The following is an 18,196-nucleotide window of genomic DNA, read 5'->3' as shown; positions in this document are numbered from 1 at the left end:
TTCTGAAAGTGCTGTGTCTCTGTGTGGCATACTTCGCAGACTCCGTCATAAACACCGTTGCCGTCCGAGAAGGAATTATTGTCTGAGTCTCTGAAGAACTTGACAGCCTTAAATCCGCTCTTTGCGTTCAAAGGATTTATTATCCTGCCAAGAGATATCTGGCCGCGAATAAGCCTGCCGTATATAATTGCAAACGTATTGCCGCTTGAAGCCCCTGTAACCTGGCCTTTTATTGTCAATGTGTCTGACGTGTTTCCGGTTATTTTATACGCAACAGGATACTTCGCGTTTATGTTGGGGAAAACCTTCATGTCCTTATATGCGTCATTTGTCCAGTTCGGCGTTCCCTGTGCCTTTAGTGTCGAGGATGTGGCAGATACCGTCACTGTATCAACAAGCAGCTTCACTACCCAGTACTGATCCGCTGTTGTCCGGTACTTGCTGAACTGCTCCTGATAATGAGGGTTGTGACAGGTCGAACATTGCACCTGCCACCCCCCATAAGGACTGGAGGCAGATGTTGCATATCCAACTCCAAGATATGAGTGAACATTATGTGCTGCTGCAGGCCCGCCGCCGTAATGGCAGCTCCGGCATAAATGGTTTACCGGTGTGTCATCATCATCCTGCATAACATAATCACCTGTCCAGTCAGTCATGAGATATGGATTAGTGCTGTAAAAATCATGACAGGTTGTACAATCATAATAATTCGCAGGAGAATGAGGATAATCAAGAGCATAAGCGGTTATGGCAATCATCAGTAGTAACCCTGATGCGATAACGGTGAGCTTTATCTTATTGTAATTACGCATATTATAATGTTACAAGCAAATACTCTGCCAAAATGTATACATCATATTTGCAAAACTCAAGAGTGTTTTTATACACTTTTCCCTTAGATTACAATAAGTTATAATAATAAAAATAATTACAACATTATAGCAGAAATAATGGTAAAAACCATATCAGGTGATTACCTGATTATCTGGGGGTAATTGCCTTAGCCAATTAAAGCTATTTGATATGACCCAATTTAATGAGGGAAATCGCTTACCAGGAAAATTATAAAGTTAACCGGGACGTTAAAATGCGTAGCAATAACAGTGCTGACACTGGAAGGTAACTTCACTTATTCTTAAATTATTCTATTGTGTAATCAGCAGACTGACATCTTACTCTTTCTCATGCGCTCCCATGTCATATCCTGCTCCAAGAGGCCTTGAGCTGCCGTAGATGTCATGGTCAGACGTATAACTTCCACTGCCTGCGTCTATGCAATATGAGGCGGCGGTGCAGCCTGCCGGATCGTCAACTCCTCCGCAGATGCGGTAGTCGCCGCCGGTGGCAGGTGCGGAAGCCGGATTCAGGCCGTTCACAAAATACGGCAATTCATTAGTGTCTGTTCCTTCATGCAGGTTGCCGCCCATATTCTCATAGCTGGATCTCTGATCAGGCGGGCCGCTGATATTAGCGCCCGGTATCTGATCGATCAATGTGTTATAGACATCAACATATGTGTACCTGGGGCTGGTCGCAAAAATCTGTTTATAGTTGCCCCCATTGAGAGCGTCGTTGTTATAGACGATACTATTCCAGATATTAGTCTGCGTGGAGCTGTTTTGATAAAGAGCGCCGCCGTAACCTCCGGCATAGTTGCCGCTAAGGGTACAGAACAGACAATTGGACGTCCCGCCATTAATATATATGGCGCCGCCGTTAGTGTTGGCCTTGTTGCCTGTTAACATGACGTTTGTCAGACTCTCAGCGCCATTGCCCATGTAGATCGCACCGCCGAGCGTGCCTGTCGCTTCATTTCCCTGAATAAAGGTATCAGTAATGGTTGCATTAACGCTGGGATTCAGGAAGTAGAGTGCGCCGCCTGAGCCTGCTGTGTTGTCATTTATGGTGCTGTTATCAATTGTTACAACACAGTTGACGCAGTAAATCGCGCCGCCGTTTCCGGTAGTCGTATTGCCTGTTAACGATACGTTGGTAATAATATGTGTTCCTGCACCGCCATTCAGATTAATGCCCGGGCCGTTGGTGATGCCGCCGCCGTTGTTGTATATATTGCTGTTTGTAACGCTGACGAGGTTGAGAGCACTTGGCGAATTTATGCCATAGGATGTATTGCTGTAAATGGATGTGTTCTGTATAGTTGCCGGATTACAGCCATTGTTCAGATGTATGCCGGTAGGATTCGTATGTATCTTGCTGTTTTTGACGGTCAATGAATCGCTGTTTGAGTAAATGCCGTATGTAGTCCCGCCGGTTATTGTGAACCCGTCAATGACCGCGCCGTCATTGCCCTGGAGGTTATAAACAGTGCCTCCGCCGGAAATGACCGTCAGATCCGCGCCGCAGACAGACTGAAGAGTACGGTTTGTCTTATTAATATTGGAGAGGCCGCCGGCATAGGTGGCTGCCGTAAAATCTGCATTCGGGTAAACCAGTACCGTGCTTGAAGCAGGAGAAGCTGTAAGGGCATTCGCTATCGTGCTGTACCATCCTGTGCCGCCTGACGGCCTGACTTTATAGGCCGTATTCACAACGTTTACTGTGCTGTCAGAAGTCGGCGTGCCTGTTGCAGGGTCTGTCCCGTCAGAGGCATAAAATCTGTGATTAAGAGATCCGTCTCCTGCAAATGATATCGCCCGTGTCACTTTATATATCTTGCCGTCCGCGCAGTTCGTATCACCGGCATCATCCTCTGTAAGATCATATTTCTCACCAGCGTCATATGAAGTATTATCATTCTCATCTATCCAGACCTGTATGTCGTTTGCGGTCGGCGGACAATCGTTTTCACCGTCCGTGTACTCAACCCAGAACTCAAAGTCCGCGCCGCCTGCCCCTGTGGACGGCCTCACTCCCTCAGTCCGGCATGACCCGGCATACCATTCAAGAGCAGGCGCGCTGTTAGCTGATAAGGACACTGTAACTGTATTATCAGAGACCGGATCGCCTGTTGCCGCGTCTGTCCCGTCTGAGGCGTAGAACCTGTAATTGAGAACGCCGTCTCCGGCGTAAGAGAGCGCGAGCGTCTTTGTATATACTTCACCGTCAGTATAATCGCCGTTCCCGCCGGAAACCGTCATTGAATATTTTTCACCTGCTGTATATGTGCCGCTGTCGTCTTCATCAACCCATACCTCAATCGGGCCTGGAGCTTCATCATCAGCATCGGTGTATTTTGCCCTGAAGATATAATCAGCGCCGTTTCCTCCGCTGTTCGGATCAACTCCGTCTGTCACATAATTAGTTTCCCCTGTCCATGAAAGCGCGGGGATATTATTGGTAACAGTTAAAGTGTTATTTGATGTTGGATCGCCCGCAGCCTCTCCTGATCCGTCAGCCGCGTAGAACCTGTAATTCAACGTATTATCTCCGGCCTTGGTTATTGGCAATGTCTTTGTATAGAGTTTGCCGTCGGTGTAATCTGTATCTCCGCCATCCACAGCGGTCATGTCATATTTTTCACCTGCCGTATATGTGCCGCTATCGTCCTCGTCCACCCATGCTTGGATTGACGTAGGCGCGTCATTTTCCGCGTCAGTGTAACTCACACGGAATTCAAAGCTGCTGCCGCTTACAGCGCTGTTCGGATTTACGCCGTCGCTTATATAATTTGCCTCGCCGGTCCATGAAAGCAGCGGGACGTTTGCGACAGTGAGAGTGCTATTGGACGCAGGAGCGCCGGTTGCGTCATCAGTCCCGTCTGAGGCATAGAAACGGTAATTGAGTATGCCGTCTCCCGTGTAACTGATTGACAAGGTTTTCGCATAACGCTTGCCGTCAGTGTAATCAATATCTCCGCCGTCAGTTGCGGTCATTACGTATTTTTCACCGGGCTCATATGTGCCGCTGTCGTCTTCATCCACCCATACTTCCATAAATGAAGGAGCTGTATTTTCCTCGTCGGTATAATCGATCCTGAACTCGTAACTGCCGCTGGTCACATTAATGTTCGGATCCACGCCGTCACTTGCGTAATCAGCCTCGCCGGTCCATGACAATACAGGATAATTATTTGTTACCGAAACCACGCCGTTTGACGTCGGAGAACCTGTTGCGTCTGCCGCACCGTCAGATGCGTAGAAACGATAATTAAAGGCATCGTCTCCGGCATGACTGAGTGTAAGTGTCTTTGTATACAGCTTACCGTCATTGTATATATTATCAATGCCAACTGCCGTCATATTGTATTTTTCATCTGACTCATATGTGCCGCTGTCGTCTTCATCTACCCATACCTGTATCGCTGACGGAGCTTCATTGTCTGCGTCAGTATAATTGACCCGGAATTCAAAACTGCTCCCGCTTGCCGCGTTATTCGGATTTACCCCGTCACTTGCGTAATTCGTCTCGCCTGTCCACGACAGCACCGGAGCGCTCCAGTCAGAAGTATATTCATCAGCGCCAATGTCGTCAGCGCTGCCCTGGGGCCTGCTCTCGCCGTCAATGTCATCAGCAGGAGCATACGTCGCATTGGCATTGTCTATGGCGTCCGAAGAAGCCTGAACATGGTAATCACCGTTTGACGCATCCGCAAATAAAGGATCATGTTCAGACGTATAACCGCTGATATTCAGCGTCATTGTGCCTTCCATATAAGGAGCATCAGTATAGACACCGTCTCCGCCGCTTGCGATAACGGAATCATTTATATTTAATGTGCCGCCGTTGAAGTAGGCGAGGTGTCCGTCGGTAGCAGCCATATTGTTCCAGAGTATGCTGTTTCTTACTGTTATGGCGCTTGTCGTTGATGTGCGGAAAGCGCCGCCGCTGCCGGTAGTTGCCTGATTGGCTGCAACGGTAGAGTTAATGATGTTTGCCGTGCCGCCATTAGTGTAGATCATGCCGCCCTGAGTCCCCTGATTACTTGTTACAATACAGTTTTCGAGATCCGCTGATGCTGAGGCATTCGCCAGATACATAGCTCCGCCCAGAGCAGATGATGTATTGCCGGTGATCTTACACTTGGAGAAGTCAACGCTTGAAGCATTATTGTAGAACCCTCCGCCATGACTTACAGCGCTGTTATCCCTGACCGTTGAGTTGGTTATGGTCAATGTAGCATTCTGCGGATAAATGCCGCCGCCGCTTCCGGTTGCGGTGTTGTCCCGGATAATTGAATTGCTGATCACATGATTTGTCCCGCTGTTATAAAAGATACCGCCGCCGCTCGCGGCAGAATTAGAATAAATCTCAGAATTAGATATGGTAAGAGTTGATGCCGCATTAGTGACATAGACACCGCCGCCTGCGGCTGCACTGTTTATGTTTCCGTATATCTTGCTGTTTGTGACAGTAGCAGTTGCCGCATTTATATATAAACCGATCGTCCCGCCGGTAATACTGAATCCGTCAATCACATTGCCGGTGTTATTCTGGGTAAGAACAACATTCCCTGTGGAGCTGATAATTGTGCTGTCAGCGCCGCAGACCGACCGGACCGTGGTGGAGCCGTCAAGCGCCCCGTTGAAGATAAGATTCTCGTTGTACGTCCCTTCATAGACCAGCACCGTATGGGCGCCGTCAATAGCATCTATGGCCGATTGTATGGAACTGTACCAGCCTGTGCCGCCTGATGTTCTGACCTTAAGCGCGTCAACAACCGTAACAGCGCTGTTTGATATCGGGTCACCGATAGCCGTATCAGTCCCATCGGTAGCATAGAACCGGTAATTCAACACATTGTCGCCTGCAAGTGAAAGCGTACGTGTTACGTTATAGAGCTTGCCGTCAGAGCATATGGTGTCTGAAACATCGGCCTCTGTCAGATTATACTTCTCGCCCGGCTCATAAGAACTGTTGTCATTTATATCCACCCACGCCTGGATATCGCTCGCAGCTGGAGGACACTGATTGTCCGGATCAGTGTATTTAATTATAAATTCAAAATCCCCGTTGTTCGGGCCTGTCGCAGGTTTTACGCCATCTGTCAGGCATGATGCCGCAATCCATTCAAGAACAGGAGGATTGTTTGCCGATGAGAGTACGGTTACAGTGCTGTTTGACGCCGGGCTGCCTGTTGCGTCCGCGCTCCCGTCACTCGCGTAAAAACGGTAATTGTAGACCCCGTCGCCGACATAAGAGAGGGTAAGTGTCTTATTGTAAAGCTTACCGTCACTGTAAGTGCTGTCAGAGCCGTTAACTGCAGACATGGCGTATTTTTCGTCCGGCTCGTATGTGCCGCTGTCATCAGCATCTATCCATGCCTGTATTGCGGACGGGGATTGATTATCAGTATCTGAGTAGTTCACCCTGAATTCAAAACTGCTGCCGCTGCCTCCGGTGTCCGGATGGATGCCGTCACCTGTGAAATAAGCTTCTCCTGTCCATGTGAGAGCAGGCGGATTATTTAAGATCGTAATAGTACCGCCGCTTGCCGGCGCGCCTGTCGCATCACTTGTTCCGTCAGACGCGTAGAATCGATAGTTCAGTGTATTGTCGCCTGCGCTGCCGACCGAGAGCGATTTGGAATATATCCTGCCGTTCGTATAAATAGTATCCCCGCTGTCCACTCCTGACATGACATACTTTTCTCCGGCCTCATATGTGCCGCTGTCGTCTTCGTCCACCCATAATTCAACAGGGTTTGGAGCATCGTTGTTGGTATCCGTGTATTTGACCCGGAAAGTAAATGTGCCTCCTGAAGCCGCGCTCCCCGGGTTTACGCCGTCTGATTGATAATTAGTCTCGCCTGTCCAGTCGAGTGTCGGCGCCTGAGCTACATTCTGGAACGGCGTCCTGTACTCCGGAAGCGTATTGTCGCTGCCGTGGCAGTGCGTACAGAGATTTCCTGACGTCAGCCCGCGCCATATCGTACCGGTACTGGCTGACAGCGGCAGGTTCTGCGGCTGAGGAGGATTCGGGTTGCTCGGGTCATTAGTTACGATATCGTCGTTGTTATACCAGATCATCAATCCGGGTTCTCTTTCGACAAGTTTTCCGTCCCTGACCATGGCGAGTCTTGTCGAGCCGTGAACATTATGACATACCACGCAGTTGATCAGGCTGGTGTTGCCGCCGCTCCAGTCAGCCGCATAAGCGTAGATATTTCTTGTTAAATGGAATTCGTGCCTGTTGATCCCGTCGGTCACCAGGTTTGTATTCATATTCACAGAGCTTGTAAACGGCCCTGAATTATGGCAGCTCACGCACAGCAGGTAATTATCAGCGCTGTTCGCCGTATTTTGCGGCCACGGTATCAGCATCGGTTCCTGGCCGCCAATGCGTTTAAGCCTGTAACCCTGGCGGTACACACCCGGATCGGTTGTGCTGCTGCCGCCGTCATCATAGGTTCTGGCATCTCCGTCGATATGAACCGTAGTTGAATCATGGCAGTCAAGGCATCCCTTGCCTGCCCCCGCAGTTACACCGCCGCTTGCGGGATATGCTGAAGTTGAAGACAAGCCATGTCCGGTCTTGTAGAATCCCCAGCCTGTTCCATATGTGAATGTTCCGTCTTCATCACCTATTACATTTGGCGCATTTATACTCTGTATCTGTGACGGAGACTCATCATGGCATGTTGCGCACCACCTTTCTTTGCCTGCTTTAAGGCTGCCATTAGGTTTATAAATGCGGCTTTCAGAATCGGCGATGCGGGTCCAGTTGTTCTTTGCTCCAACTGCAGCGTCACTTACTCCGTCATATGTGCCGCCTGAGCTGTGGCAGGGATTACAGACTGTCGTCATCACAGCGCCTGACTTATAATCGGCGTAACTCACACCATCGGCAAAGTTCGGGAAGTTGTCCGTAGCATGACATGTGCCGCAGCCTACATTCGGCCCCCTGAGATCGTCTGAATCGTTTTCAGTATGGTTTGAATGGCTGACATAAGTCCCTTGTCCTCCGGTAACTCCTCCGTATCCTGAATCATGGCCGTGGCACTCGCCACAACCCACCCCTGTTCCGCCGCCATGTTTAAAACCTTCATTATGGCTGTGGCAATCAACACAATGTATGCCTACATTATGAATGTGATTCGCGCTCGAATTGTTCCTGTGATAATCTGTCTCAGTGTGGCATACCTCACAGACTCCGTCGTACGTCGCATCGCCATCCACGCAGGAGTGATCCCCTGTTTCCCTGAAAAACTTCACCCTCTTCCACCCTGTTTTCGCAGTCGATGACATGGGATTGACTATGTCATCAAGCTTTATCAAATCCCTGATTATTTTGCCGTATATCACCGCGAATGTGTCGCCGCTTAAAATTCCCGTGACCTGCCCCTTTATCGTCAATGTGTCAGAATCATTCCCCGTTATCTTGTACGCGGTTGGATACCTTGCGTTGACGTTCGGCACAACCATCATCCCCACATACTCGTCAGTTGACCAGTTCGGCGTCCCCTGCGCCTTAAGAGTAGATGAGGTAGCAGATACAGTCACCGCATCCACCAGCATTTTCACCAGCCAGTATTCTTCTCCTGTAGAGCGGTATTTTCTGAACTGCTGCTGGTAATGAGGGTTATGACATGTGCTGCAGCGAACCTGCCAGCCTCCGTAAGGGCTGGTGGCAGATGTCGTATATCCTACTCCGAGATAGGAATGCGTATCATGCGCAGGCGCCGGGCCTCCGCCATAATGACAGCTCCGGCACAAATGATTTAATGGAGTGTCGTCATCATCCTGCATAACATAATCACCTGTCCAGTCAGTCATAAGATATGGATTAACGCTGTAGAAATCATGACAGGTCGCGCAATCATAATAGTTCGACGGAGAATGCGGATAATCAAGCGCAAAAGAGAATAACGCTGTCGCAAATATCACAAGAGATATGATGATAGATCTTAATATGTATTTATTGCTCACGTTATTCAACCTTCCTGATTTAATTATGTTATATAAATATCATTATGAGAAATAGGAAATGCTAATCCGTTTATAAAAAATATAAAGTAATTCTCCCTGCTAATCAATACTGTCTTTCCATTTGATCCAATCTATCAATCCCCAGAAAACATTATTGGCGTGATTGCTCACATTGGCGCCGATAAGGAAATCACCGTCTGTCGGACTGATAACATCGCCTTCAAATACCTCGCTGACAGTCGGCATTTGTGACTGGTCAGAGTCGGTGCAGTTGATGTATCCGGCCCAGCTTTCACCCGCATCATCCCCGTTAACGCCCTGGTCGTCAATGTATATACTTGCAGGCATGCCGCCAATTACACCGGAATTCCAGACAGCCTTTATCTGGTACCATTTATCATTGACTATGGGACATGTGTTGAAATCAGTCAGTACAGCCTTCCATGAATTGCCGCCGTGCGTGTCCTCAGGCCTTACCCACAGTGCTGTCATAACTACATTATCTGGCGGATCCTCATCTGTAGTGGAGTTGTTCCGCCAGAGTGATATCTGATAATTTCCGCCGCCGTCTCTTGCCAATATACGTCTTATATAGTTACTTCCGTCAGACACTATGCCAGCAGGCTTGATGCGTGCTTCAAATGTCATAGCGGTGGTAGCCTGCATGCACGTGTCGTTGTTCTCAAAATCTATGTATCTGCTGCTGCCGTCTCCGGAATATTCACTGCCTGTTAATGTGCCTGTTCCGTAGATCTTTCCGGACAACACACTCTGCGTGTCAAGCACATAGGCGCTGCCGGATGCCTCGTTCAGGTTTATTGTCACCTGCCCGCTCGGGCAAGTCGCGGTCATTTCCATAGTCACCGCTGTCACAGCGGCTGAATTGCTGTAATTGTCAAATATCTGATTACTTGCCGCCGCGAGAGTGTCAACTCCAAAATCGTTTGTGTCATCAAACGCTGAACTGAAAACCAGCACCGCTGTCGAGCTTCCTGCTGTATGCGTCACACCGGTTATTGTGCGTCCGTTATCTGTATCAATAAATGTAAAGTCCCCTGCAACAAGAGTGCCTGACGAGCCGGTATTTGTATACACGCCCTCTGAAAATGTAACTGTTAACTGGTTTGTCCCGACAGTTCCTTCCACAGTGCTTATGTACGGGCCGGACTGCGAATCATAAGATGTGAAATATGCCGGATCCTTTGTGATGTTCCAGACCTTTGCCTCATCAATCCTGCCTATGAACTCATTCTGCCATCCGGCGAATCCCCCGATTGCAAACTCTGAAGCGCACCAGCTGCCGCCGTAGCAAATGGCCTCATTCCACGGGCTGTTCTCAGAATAGGCATAAATGGAAGTTTCGCCCGCGCCCGGCTGTGAATCAATGCCTGATGATTTACTTGTTGTGACGTCTTCGCCGTTTACAAATATCCTGATTCGGCCGACTGACGGGTTGACCGGGTCTTTGTCAGGCCCGTTTGTGTCAAATGTTGCAGCCACATGTGTCCATGTGTTCAAAGGAATGGCAACCGAACTGTAAGCCCCTCGCGCGCCTGTCTTGCCGCCTTGCGTAAATCCGTTATTATCAGCTGTTATGTTTAAGGCCGCTCTCAAGGTATTATTGAATTTTCTAAGTGCGAATTGATAACCTCCGTCATTGTAACCGGTGTGTTTGGAATATATAATGTACTCATTGGCGGCATTGTCTGCCGGATAGACCCATGCCTCAAGAGTTGTGTTGAATTTCATCTCTGTATATTTCCACGTGCCGTGATAACCGTCATCTGTTGACCAGTTGGCGTTTTCCGTGCCAGCCTGAATGCTCTTCCCGCCGCCAAGTTCTACAGCCTGTCCGGATCTGCCGGATACATATGAACCGGCAATGTCATCCATCCATTTGCCGTCTATCTGCCAACCTCCTGAATCCTTCAAGTCGTTTTCAAAACGATAATCCAGCACCAGCCCCTGAGTATGTGTTCTTGTGCCGCCGGAGCCTGACATATTGGAAGCCCGGTGAGGTGAATTCGTTATATGACAGCTGGCACTTCCGCACGACATGCCGGCATGCCAGTCGCTGTAATAATAATGGCAGTTGTTGCACATACTGTTCCAGCTTGAAGTAAACGAACCACCATTGACATTCGGCCTGCCAAGAGATCCGGAACCATGCCCTGTATGGCAATCCGTGCAGGACATAGTAAAGTTAGCGCCTGCAACCCTGTCTGTATGGGTATAAGCCGATTTTGAAAATAGCTGGTCGCCGTCGCCTCTTGGCGTAACAGGCCAGCATTGTGACTGAGTGCCGACGCAATCATCACCATTCCATCCAAATGCCTGGCCGCACGCAAACCAGTTCGGACAGGTTCCGTAACCGTTAGGCTGATTGGCTGATTGCCTGCCATGCGGGTCACCATCCCAGTTTATGCCAAAAGGCGCGCTCCCGCTCTGACTGTGACAATCTGTACAGAAGGAAGCGTAATCAGGTAATTGGTCCCCGGTGAATGACTCGCCATTCGGCTTCCGGTATGTGCCGCTTCCCGCGTATGCATTCATCTTCTCGCCATCTGCATCGCCCCATACATTGGTGTTATCAGAAAATTTTGTCACCGGGCTCTTGTTCTGGTCAGCTTGTGCGTATGTGCCTGTGACTATATGCACGTTATGACAGGAGATGCACTCCAAGGTGTAATTTTTGCTGTTATGAGTAAATGATGTTGAGCCGACTCCTGGATGTCCGCCCGCGCCGGAGTGACAGCCTGCCTGATTGCACAGTGATTCCTGGTTCAGCTTTGTCATACCCTTATTGTTACCTGAATTCCCGTGCACATCATGACAGTCAGAGCATTTTTTATTCTTGTGCGCTGAATCCTGATAAGCGGCATAGGTCGTATACCACCGGGGATTTGCCGCAGCCGCGGTTCCCGGATCATGGCACTGCCTGCAATTGCTGTTGTTATTGTCATTCTCATAACCTGCCTTCAGCCTCTTGCCCGCATTGTTGAAATGCTGGGATGCCGCATCATGACACGAGCTGCACTGCCTGTTTGCCGCCGGATTTCCGCTTGCCGATGTATCCTGCCATGAAAGCTTCTGATAATTACCGAATGACTTTCCGTGCCCTGTTACCAAAAATCCATATGTAGGGTTGTCTTCGTCATCTGTGACATTGTCATCACCCATGACATTCGGCGCCGTGTCTCCCCCTCCGTCAGCCTGTGTCTTGCCCTGTGTAACATCATGACAGCTGCCGCAAAATACGTTCTCTCCTTTTTCAAATGCCCATGTGCCCGGAAGCTCGGGCCAATATGTCTTTGCCATCTCTCCGCCGTCGCTTCCGCCATGGCAGATGTCGCAGACGCCGGTCTCATCAATATCCCTGCCGTCCGCAAAAAGCGGGGATGTTGAATTTGGAACATAGGTTCCATGACAGCCATAGCCTCCTGCTGCGCATGTAAGGTGGGGGCCCTGCCCTGCAGTGAGATGCGATGGATGCCCGCCGGTCGTGCCGCCGCCCTGAAACCCGCCTTTGTGACTATGGCAATCGGTACAATGAATCCCCAGATTATGATTATGGTTGCCGCCAGAATTATTCCTGTGATAATCCGTATTTGTGTGGCATACCTCACAGACCCCATCATAAACATTGTCGCCGTCTATGCAGGAGTTGTTCCCAGTTGCCCTGAATAACTTCACCTTCTTTAACCCTGTCTTTGCAGTCGATGACATCGGATTAACTATGTCATCAAGCTTTATCTGAGACCTGATAAGCTTGCCGTATATCACAGCAAATGTATCGCCGCCGGCAACACCTGTAACCTGCCCCTTTATCGTCAATGTGTCCGTATCATTGCCGATTATCTTGTATGCGACAGGATATCTCGCATTGACATTCGGCACTACCCTCATGTTCTTGTAAGCGTCAGTTGTCCAGTTCGGAGCGCCTTGCGCCTTAAGTGTCGAGGATGTGGCGGATACCGTCACCGTGTCCACAAGCAGTTTCACTATCCAGTATTGTTCCCCTGTTGTCCTGTACTTGCTGAACTGCTGCTGATAATGAGGGTCATGGCATGTCGTGCACCTGACCTGCCATAGGCCGTAAGGACTCGTTCCTGACGTATATCCGAGAGAAAGATATGAATGTGTCCCATGCGCCGGAGTCGGCCCGCCGTCATAATGACAGCTCCGGCATAAATGGTTTAAAGGCGTGTCGTCATCATCCTGCATAACATAACTACCTGTCCAGTCAGTCATCAGATATGGATTAGTGCTGTAGAAATCATGACAGGTCTGACAATCATAATAATTCGACGGAGAATGAGGATAATCAAGGGCAAAGGCGGTTACGGCAATTATCAGGACTAAACCTGACGCGGTAATAGTGAAATTTATGTAATTTTTATTAAACATAATATTATATAAAGCAAATGCAGTGCCAAAATAAAATCATATAAACCGTACCGATTAGCCACGTCATAGATGTGATTTTTTTTCTTAAATTACAATTAGATACAATGCATCAAAAATCATATTAAAAGAATAACAAAACAAATAGACAAAACTGTATCGGGAGATTACCTGATTATCGAAAGATGGATTACCTTAGAAAATCAAAGCCTTATTGATAAAAATAACCCAGTTGAAGAGGAAAATCACTTACAAAAGAAAAATTATAAAGAGGTCAGGCCCTCACGAACCGCGTACTTGGTAAGGCCTGCTATACTGTGGATCTTCAGCTTATTCATCAACTGCTGGCGGTGTGTTTCTACGGTCTTTACGCTGACATTCAGGAGACCGGCTATCTCTTTAGTGGTATTGCCCTCGGCGATAAGCTGCAAGACCTCCCTTTCCCTGTTTGTAAGGGAAGAGAAAGCGGTGATATTCTTAAACGGCACATTATTGATGTATTCAGTGAGAATAGCATCTGAAATCTTTGGGCTAAGATACATCACATCATTCAGAACCGACCTGATGGCATTAATTAATTCATCATATGCACAATCCTTGAGAACATAACCCTGAGCCCCGGCCTTGAGCATCTCAATGATATACTGCCTCTCAGAGTGCATCGATAATGCAATTATCTTTATGCTGGTATCTTTCGACAATATCTGGCGAGTCGCTTCAATGCCATTCATATCGGGCATTGAAGCATCCATCACAATAAGATCCGGAGAAAGATCCAGCGCCATTCTGACTGCGGATCTGCCGTCCCCGGCCTCTGCAATAACCTTGAAATCCTCCTGCTTCTCAAGAAGCATCCGGAGGCCGTCTCGCATTATTTTGTGGTCATCCGCAATGAGTATTTTTTTATTCGTATCAGTCATGTTTTTTTTAATTATGCCCAAGAGGAAGAATTATTTCAATCTTCGTCCCTTTTGATATTCCAGATTTTATATTAAAAGTCCCGTTAAAAAAAGCTATCCTCTCCTGTATATTAAATATCCCGAACCCGCTGTCATTTTTCCCATAATCATTAATAGATTCTGCGTCAAATCCTATGCCGTCATCTTCAATTATAACACAGAGCCCTTTGTCATCTTTCTTTATTCTGATCACCACCTTTCCGGCACGCGCGTGCTTGACAATATTGTGCAGGAGTTCCCTGACAGTTTTAAAAAGGAGTATGCTCTTTTCTCCGCCGATATCATGAACATCTCCTTCTGACACGACCTCTGTAACAAGCCCGTACTTTTTCCTGAATTGCTCAGCGAGCCATTCTACGGCAGGAACAAACCCCAATTGATGAATGATCGGAGGGCTCAGTTCAAACGTAAGAGACCTTGTATATGCTATCGATTCATCAATCAATGCCAGGACATCATCAATCGTTTCTGATGAAGACGCCGGGGCCGCCTTAAGCGTTTTTAACCTTATTTTTGAGATAGCTAAATTCTGGCCTATATGGTCATGCAGATCCTCGGCAATCCGCCTTCTCTCGTCTTCTTCCAATTTTGATATTTTGAATATCATCTTCCTGAGACGGTCACGGGATACCTTAAGTTTTGTCCTTATCTCCCAGTTGAATATCTGAAGCATTCCACCCACCGCCCACGCCGCTGTCAGAGCGCAAATGGCACGGAAAAACTGAACCGGTATATGGACAACCTCAAAAAATGATTCTGTATTTAACCAGCTTGAGGGCGCAAAATCGCTTTTAGGCACAACCAGTCCGCCCAAAACACCATATATGTAAAATATCATGCTGAATATAAAGAAGTATTTTTTTACATGAAGCGGCCCTAAGATAAGCTCATTATCCTTGTAGTAGGTAAAAAGACCGAAACCGATCATAAAACTGCCTGTAAAACCGAAGAGATATCTTGTCCATATACTGGCGATCATCCAGAAATCAGACGAGAATACGCCTTGAAACACTATAAACGCAGCGATAAGAGGAGTGTTCCACCAACCGAAAAACTTAGCTGCCCGTTTTTGCCACATGGAAGTGCCTGGTGAATCCATGAGCATAAGATTCCTTCCAAATTCAAATAAAAAGATATAAGAGATTACAAGGATGTACCATCGGACAAAATCAAGAAAAACGTGCCTGCCTTTTATCAATGCCCACATGTCGAGATGCTCGTTCAAGCCATGGGTCAAACCAAAGGCTGCCAGAAGCCATATAGAGTCAGCGATCCTGAACTCGCTCCCTTTCTTGGGATGGACAAGGATGGTGATACCCATCATCAGGAAGCCGAGCCCGTAGATAAAGAAGATAATATCTAAATTGTTCTTCGCCCACTCCTGAAGCAGATCCAATAAATACATTGACCCCTCAATTGCCCGGACAATTCATGTCACATAATATTATTCAAAAGAAAATATTGCGGCAAAAACTCATAGATGGTGCCGGTGGAGGGACTTGAACCCCCACGGAATTTCTCCCAACAGATTTTGAGTCTGTCGTGTCTGCCATTCCACCACACCGGCTATTATTCAGTTATTCAGCATTCTGAAGAAGTTGCTGACAGAGCGGTCATATGTCCTCTCCGCCTCATTCGTAAAGTAGCAGGCGGGAAGCTGCATCTTTTCTCTGTGGTAATGAAGGCATTCACAGCACTTCAGCCGTCTCTCACAGTTTTTGTAGGTGCAGTTGCAAAACTTTTTATGCTCTTCCATTTTGCATTTCATGCCCGTTCTCCCGAATAAAATAAAATAGAATTATATAATATATCAAAATAACATATTTCGCGATTATTTATGAAGAAAAATCTTAAACAGTTATCCGAAGAAGAGATGAGCCTCTTTATCCAAAAGGCAGGCGAAAAGCCTTACAGGGCGAAGCAGGTCATTAACTGGATATACAAAAAACACGCCGCCTCTATTGATGAGATGACCGATCTTTCGGCCGGGACCAGAGAGAAGATTAAAGAGAAGGCTTTTATAAGCAGCCTGAAGCTTCTTGATAAAAAAATCGCCAAAGACGGCACAAGCAAATTTCTCTTTGAACTTGAAGACGGCGAGACGATCGAGAGTGTGCTCATCCCGAATATTCACGGAGAAGGGAAATATACCATCTGCATATCATCGCAGGCAGGATGCGCCCTGAAGTGCGCGTTCTGCACGACCGGGAAACTCGGCTTCATAAGAAACCTCAGATCACATGAGATCATTGACCAGGTGATAGCGCTTGAAAAATATATTAACGCTGATATTAAAGACAAAAAAGATGAACAGGATATTACCAATATCGTCCTGATGGGGATGGGCGAGCCGCTTAATAATTTCAAAGAGGTGAATGCCGCGCTTTGGAAGCTTACCTCCCTGATGGGGTATTCAAAGAGAAAGATAACACTATCAACAGCCGGCATAGTCCCGAAGATATTTGAGCTTGGTGAAACAGGCCCGGGCGTAAACCTCGCAGTCTCTCTTAACGCGACTACAGACGAGGTCAGGAACAGAATAATGCCGGTGAATAAAACATATCCTATCAAAGATCTGCTCAACGCCTGCCGTGAATTTACATTGGCGCCAAGGAGGAGGATCACCTTTGAATATGTAATGATAGACGGGCTGAACGACTCGGATGAGGATGCGGCAAGGCTTGTGAAACTGCTCAAGGGCATAAGGGCAAAGGTCAACCTTATCCCTTATAACGCGTCAGATGGCAAGGCAATGAATAAGCCGTCGGGAAACAGGATACATCAGTTTCAGGAGATACTTTTAGAAGGCGGCCTTCCGGCTACCATAAGAAAGAGCAAGGGCTCGGAAATATCCGCAGCCTGCGGCCAGCTTAAGGCGGCATATAAAAGCTGACATGCGTTATACTATCAAACATGATCATCATTGACGGGATTGAGCATATAAAAAAGAAGTACCCCTACCCTGTGCTTACCATAGGCAACTTCGACGGTGTGCATCTCGGCCACCAATCGATATTCAAAATGATCACTGATAAGGCCATAAAAAAGAAGGGGACATCCATCGTATTCACATTCGAGCCGCATCCTTTACGGGTGATAGCGCCTGAAAGAGCGCCAAGCCGCCTTACCCCATTTAAGAGTAAGGCTGAACTTATAAAGAAATACGGGATAGATGTGCTGATCTGCGCGAACTTCACAAAAGAGTTCTCTCATATGACGGCAGAGGATTTTGTGCATGACATCCTCTGGGATGCCATCGGCGTGAAGGAGATATTCATAGGCGCCAATTACCGCTTCGGCAAAGGCAGGAAAGGTTGTCCCGAAATGCTTAAAGAGCTTGGCAATGAATACGGCTTCAAGGTGACATCCATACCTGATATCACATACAACAATATAACGCTCAGCAGTTCAAAGGTGAGAAGCCTCATCGCAAAAGGCAAAGTAGATGAGGCTCCGCTCTTTCTTGGGAGGCACTACTCGGTAGAAGGAACCGTCATCGAGGGAGCAAAGAGAGGCAAGGCGCTCCTTCATATCCCGACCGCCAATATCTCTACATCCAATGAACTGCTTCCAATGGACGGGGTCTATGCCGTAAAGGTTAAGCTCGACAAAAAATCTTTCGGCGGAGCTGCGAACATCGGCTTCAATCCGACATTCATGCAGATGAAGCCCAGCTTTGAAGTACATATCTTTGACTTTGATGATGAGATAGTAGGCAGAGATATAAAGGTGGAATTCATTAAACGCATCAGAGATGAGAAGAAGTTTTCAGGTTTTGAAGAATTAGCGGAACAGATGAGGATTGATATTGAAGAGATAAGGCATATTCTTAAATCAAAGTGAAGCGTTTAATCCTTAAAACTGGGAGTGTCCACAGAACTGTGTAAATTGATAAACTTATCAAAACACAGGAGGTGGGCAAATGAAGAAAGAGAAACCTGCAAAGACGGAAGAAGTAAAAGCAAAGATCAGAAGCTTGGTGCAGCAGACCATGCAGGAAGCGCT

The 18,196-nt window shown here is 47.6% G+C and carries 7 protein-coding genes and 1 tRNA gene; 2 read left to right on the top strand and 6 right to left on the bottom strand.

Going from position 1 to position 18,196, the window contains the following annotated elements; genetic code table 11:
* Positions 1 to 1,175: 1,175 nt before the first annotated feature.
* The 6 genes from HY807_11235 to HY807_11210 all read right to left on the bottom strand — a co-directional run bounded on the left by HY807_11235 (position 1,176) and on the right by HY807_11210 (position 15,959).
* Positions 1,176 to 8,828, bottom strand: a complete 7,653-nt coding sequence (locus tag HY807_11235; GenBank protein MBI4826970.1) for a right-handed parallel beta-helix repeat-containing protein — start codon at positions 8,826 to 8,828, stop codon at positions 1,176 to 1,178.
* Between the two features lie 99 nt (positions 8,829 to 8,927).
* Positions 8,928 to 13,235: a hypothetical protein gene (locus HY807_11230; protein ID MBI4826969.1), complete on the bottom strand. Its 4,308-nt coding sequence runs from the start codon at positions 13,233 to 13,235 to the stop codon at positions 8,928 to 8,930.
* 260 nt (positions 13,236 to 13,495) lie between these two features.
* The gene (locus tag HY807_11225) at positions 13,496 to 14,152 is read right to left on the bottom strand and encodes a response regulator transcription factor (GenBank protein ID MBI4826968.1); all 657 of its coding nucleotides are present in this window, start codon (positions 14,150 to 14,152) and stop codon (positions 13,496 to 13,498) included.
* A gap of 7 nt (positions 14,153 to 14,159) precedes the next feature.
* The gene (locus HY807_11220; protein MBI4826967.1) at positions 14,160 to 15,596 is read right to left on the bottom strand and encodes a sensor histidine kinase; all 1,437 of its coding nucleotides are present in this window, start codon (positions 15,594 to 15,596) and stop codon (positions 14,160 to 14,162) included.
* Between the two features lie 76 nt (positions 15,597 to 15,672).
* Positions 15,673 to 15,758: transfer RNA gene (locus HY807_11215), tRNA-Leu, on the bottom strand.
* Positions 15,759 to 15,764: 6 nt separating this feature from the next.
* The gene (locus tag HY807_11210; protein MBI4826966.1) at positions 15,765 to 15,959 is read right to left on the bottom strand and encodes a hypothetical protein; all 195 of its coding nucleotides are present in this window, start codon (positions 15,957 to 15,959) and stop codon (positions 15,765 to 15,767) included.
* A gap of 69 nt (positions 15,960 to 16,028) precedes the next feature.
* Here HY807_11210 and rlmN point away from each other — a divergent pair, with 69 nt between their 5' ends.
* Together rlmN and HY807_11200 are read left to right on the top strand one after the other, a co-directional pair.
* The gene (gene rlmN, locus HY807_11205) at positions 16,029 to 17,084 is read left to right on the top strand and encodes a 23S rRNA (adenine(2503)-C(2))-methyltransferase RlmN (GenBank protein MBI4826965.1); all 1,056 of its coding nucleotides are present in this window, start codon (positions 16,029 to 16,031) and stop codon (positions 17,082 to 17,084) included.
* Positions 17,085 to 17,104: 20 nt separating this feature from the next.
* Entirely contained in the window at positions 17,105 to 18,034 is a 930-nt protein-coding gene (locus HY807_11200; GenBank protein MBI4826964.1) for a bifunctional riboflavin kinase/FAD synthetase, read from the top strand.
* The last annotated feature ends 162 nt before the right edge of the window (positions 18,035 to 18,196 follow it).

Source organism: Nitrospirota bacterium (genome assembly GCA_016207885.1).
GTDB lineage: Bacteria > Nitrospirota > Thermodesulfovibrionia > UBA6902 > UBA6902 > JACQZG01.
Note: the sequence above shows the minus strand (reverse complement) of the source record. Positions and strands in the feature narration are given on the sequence as shown.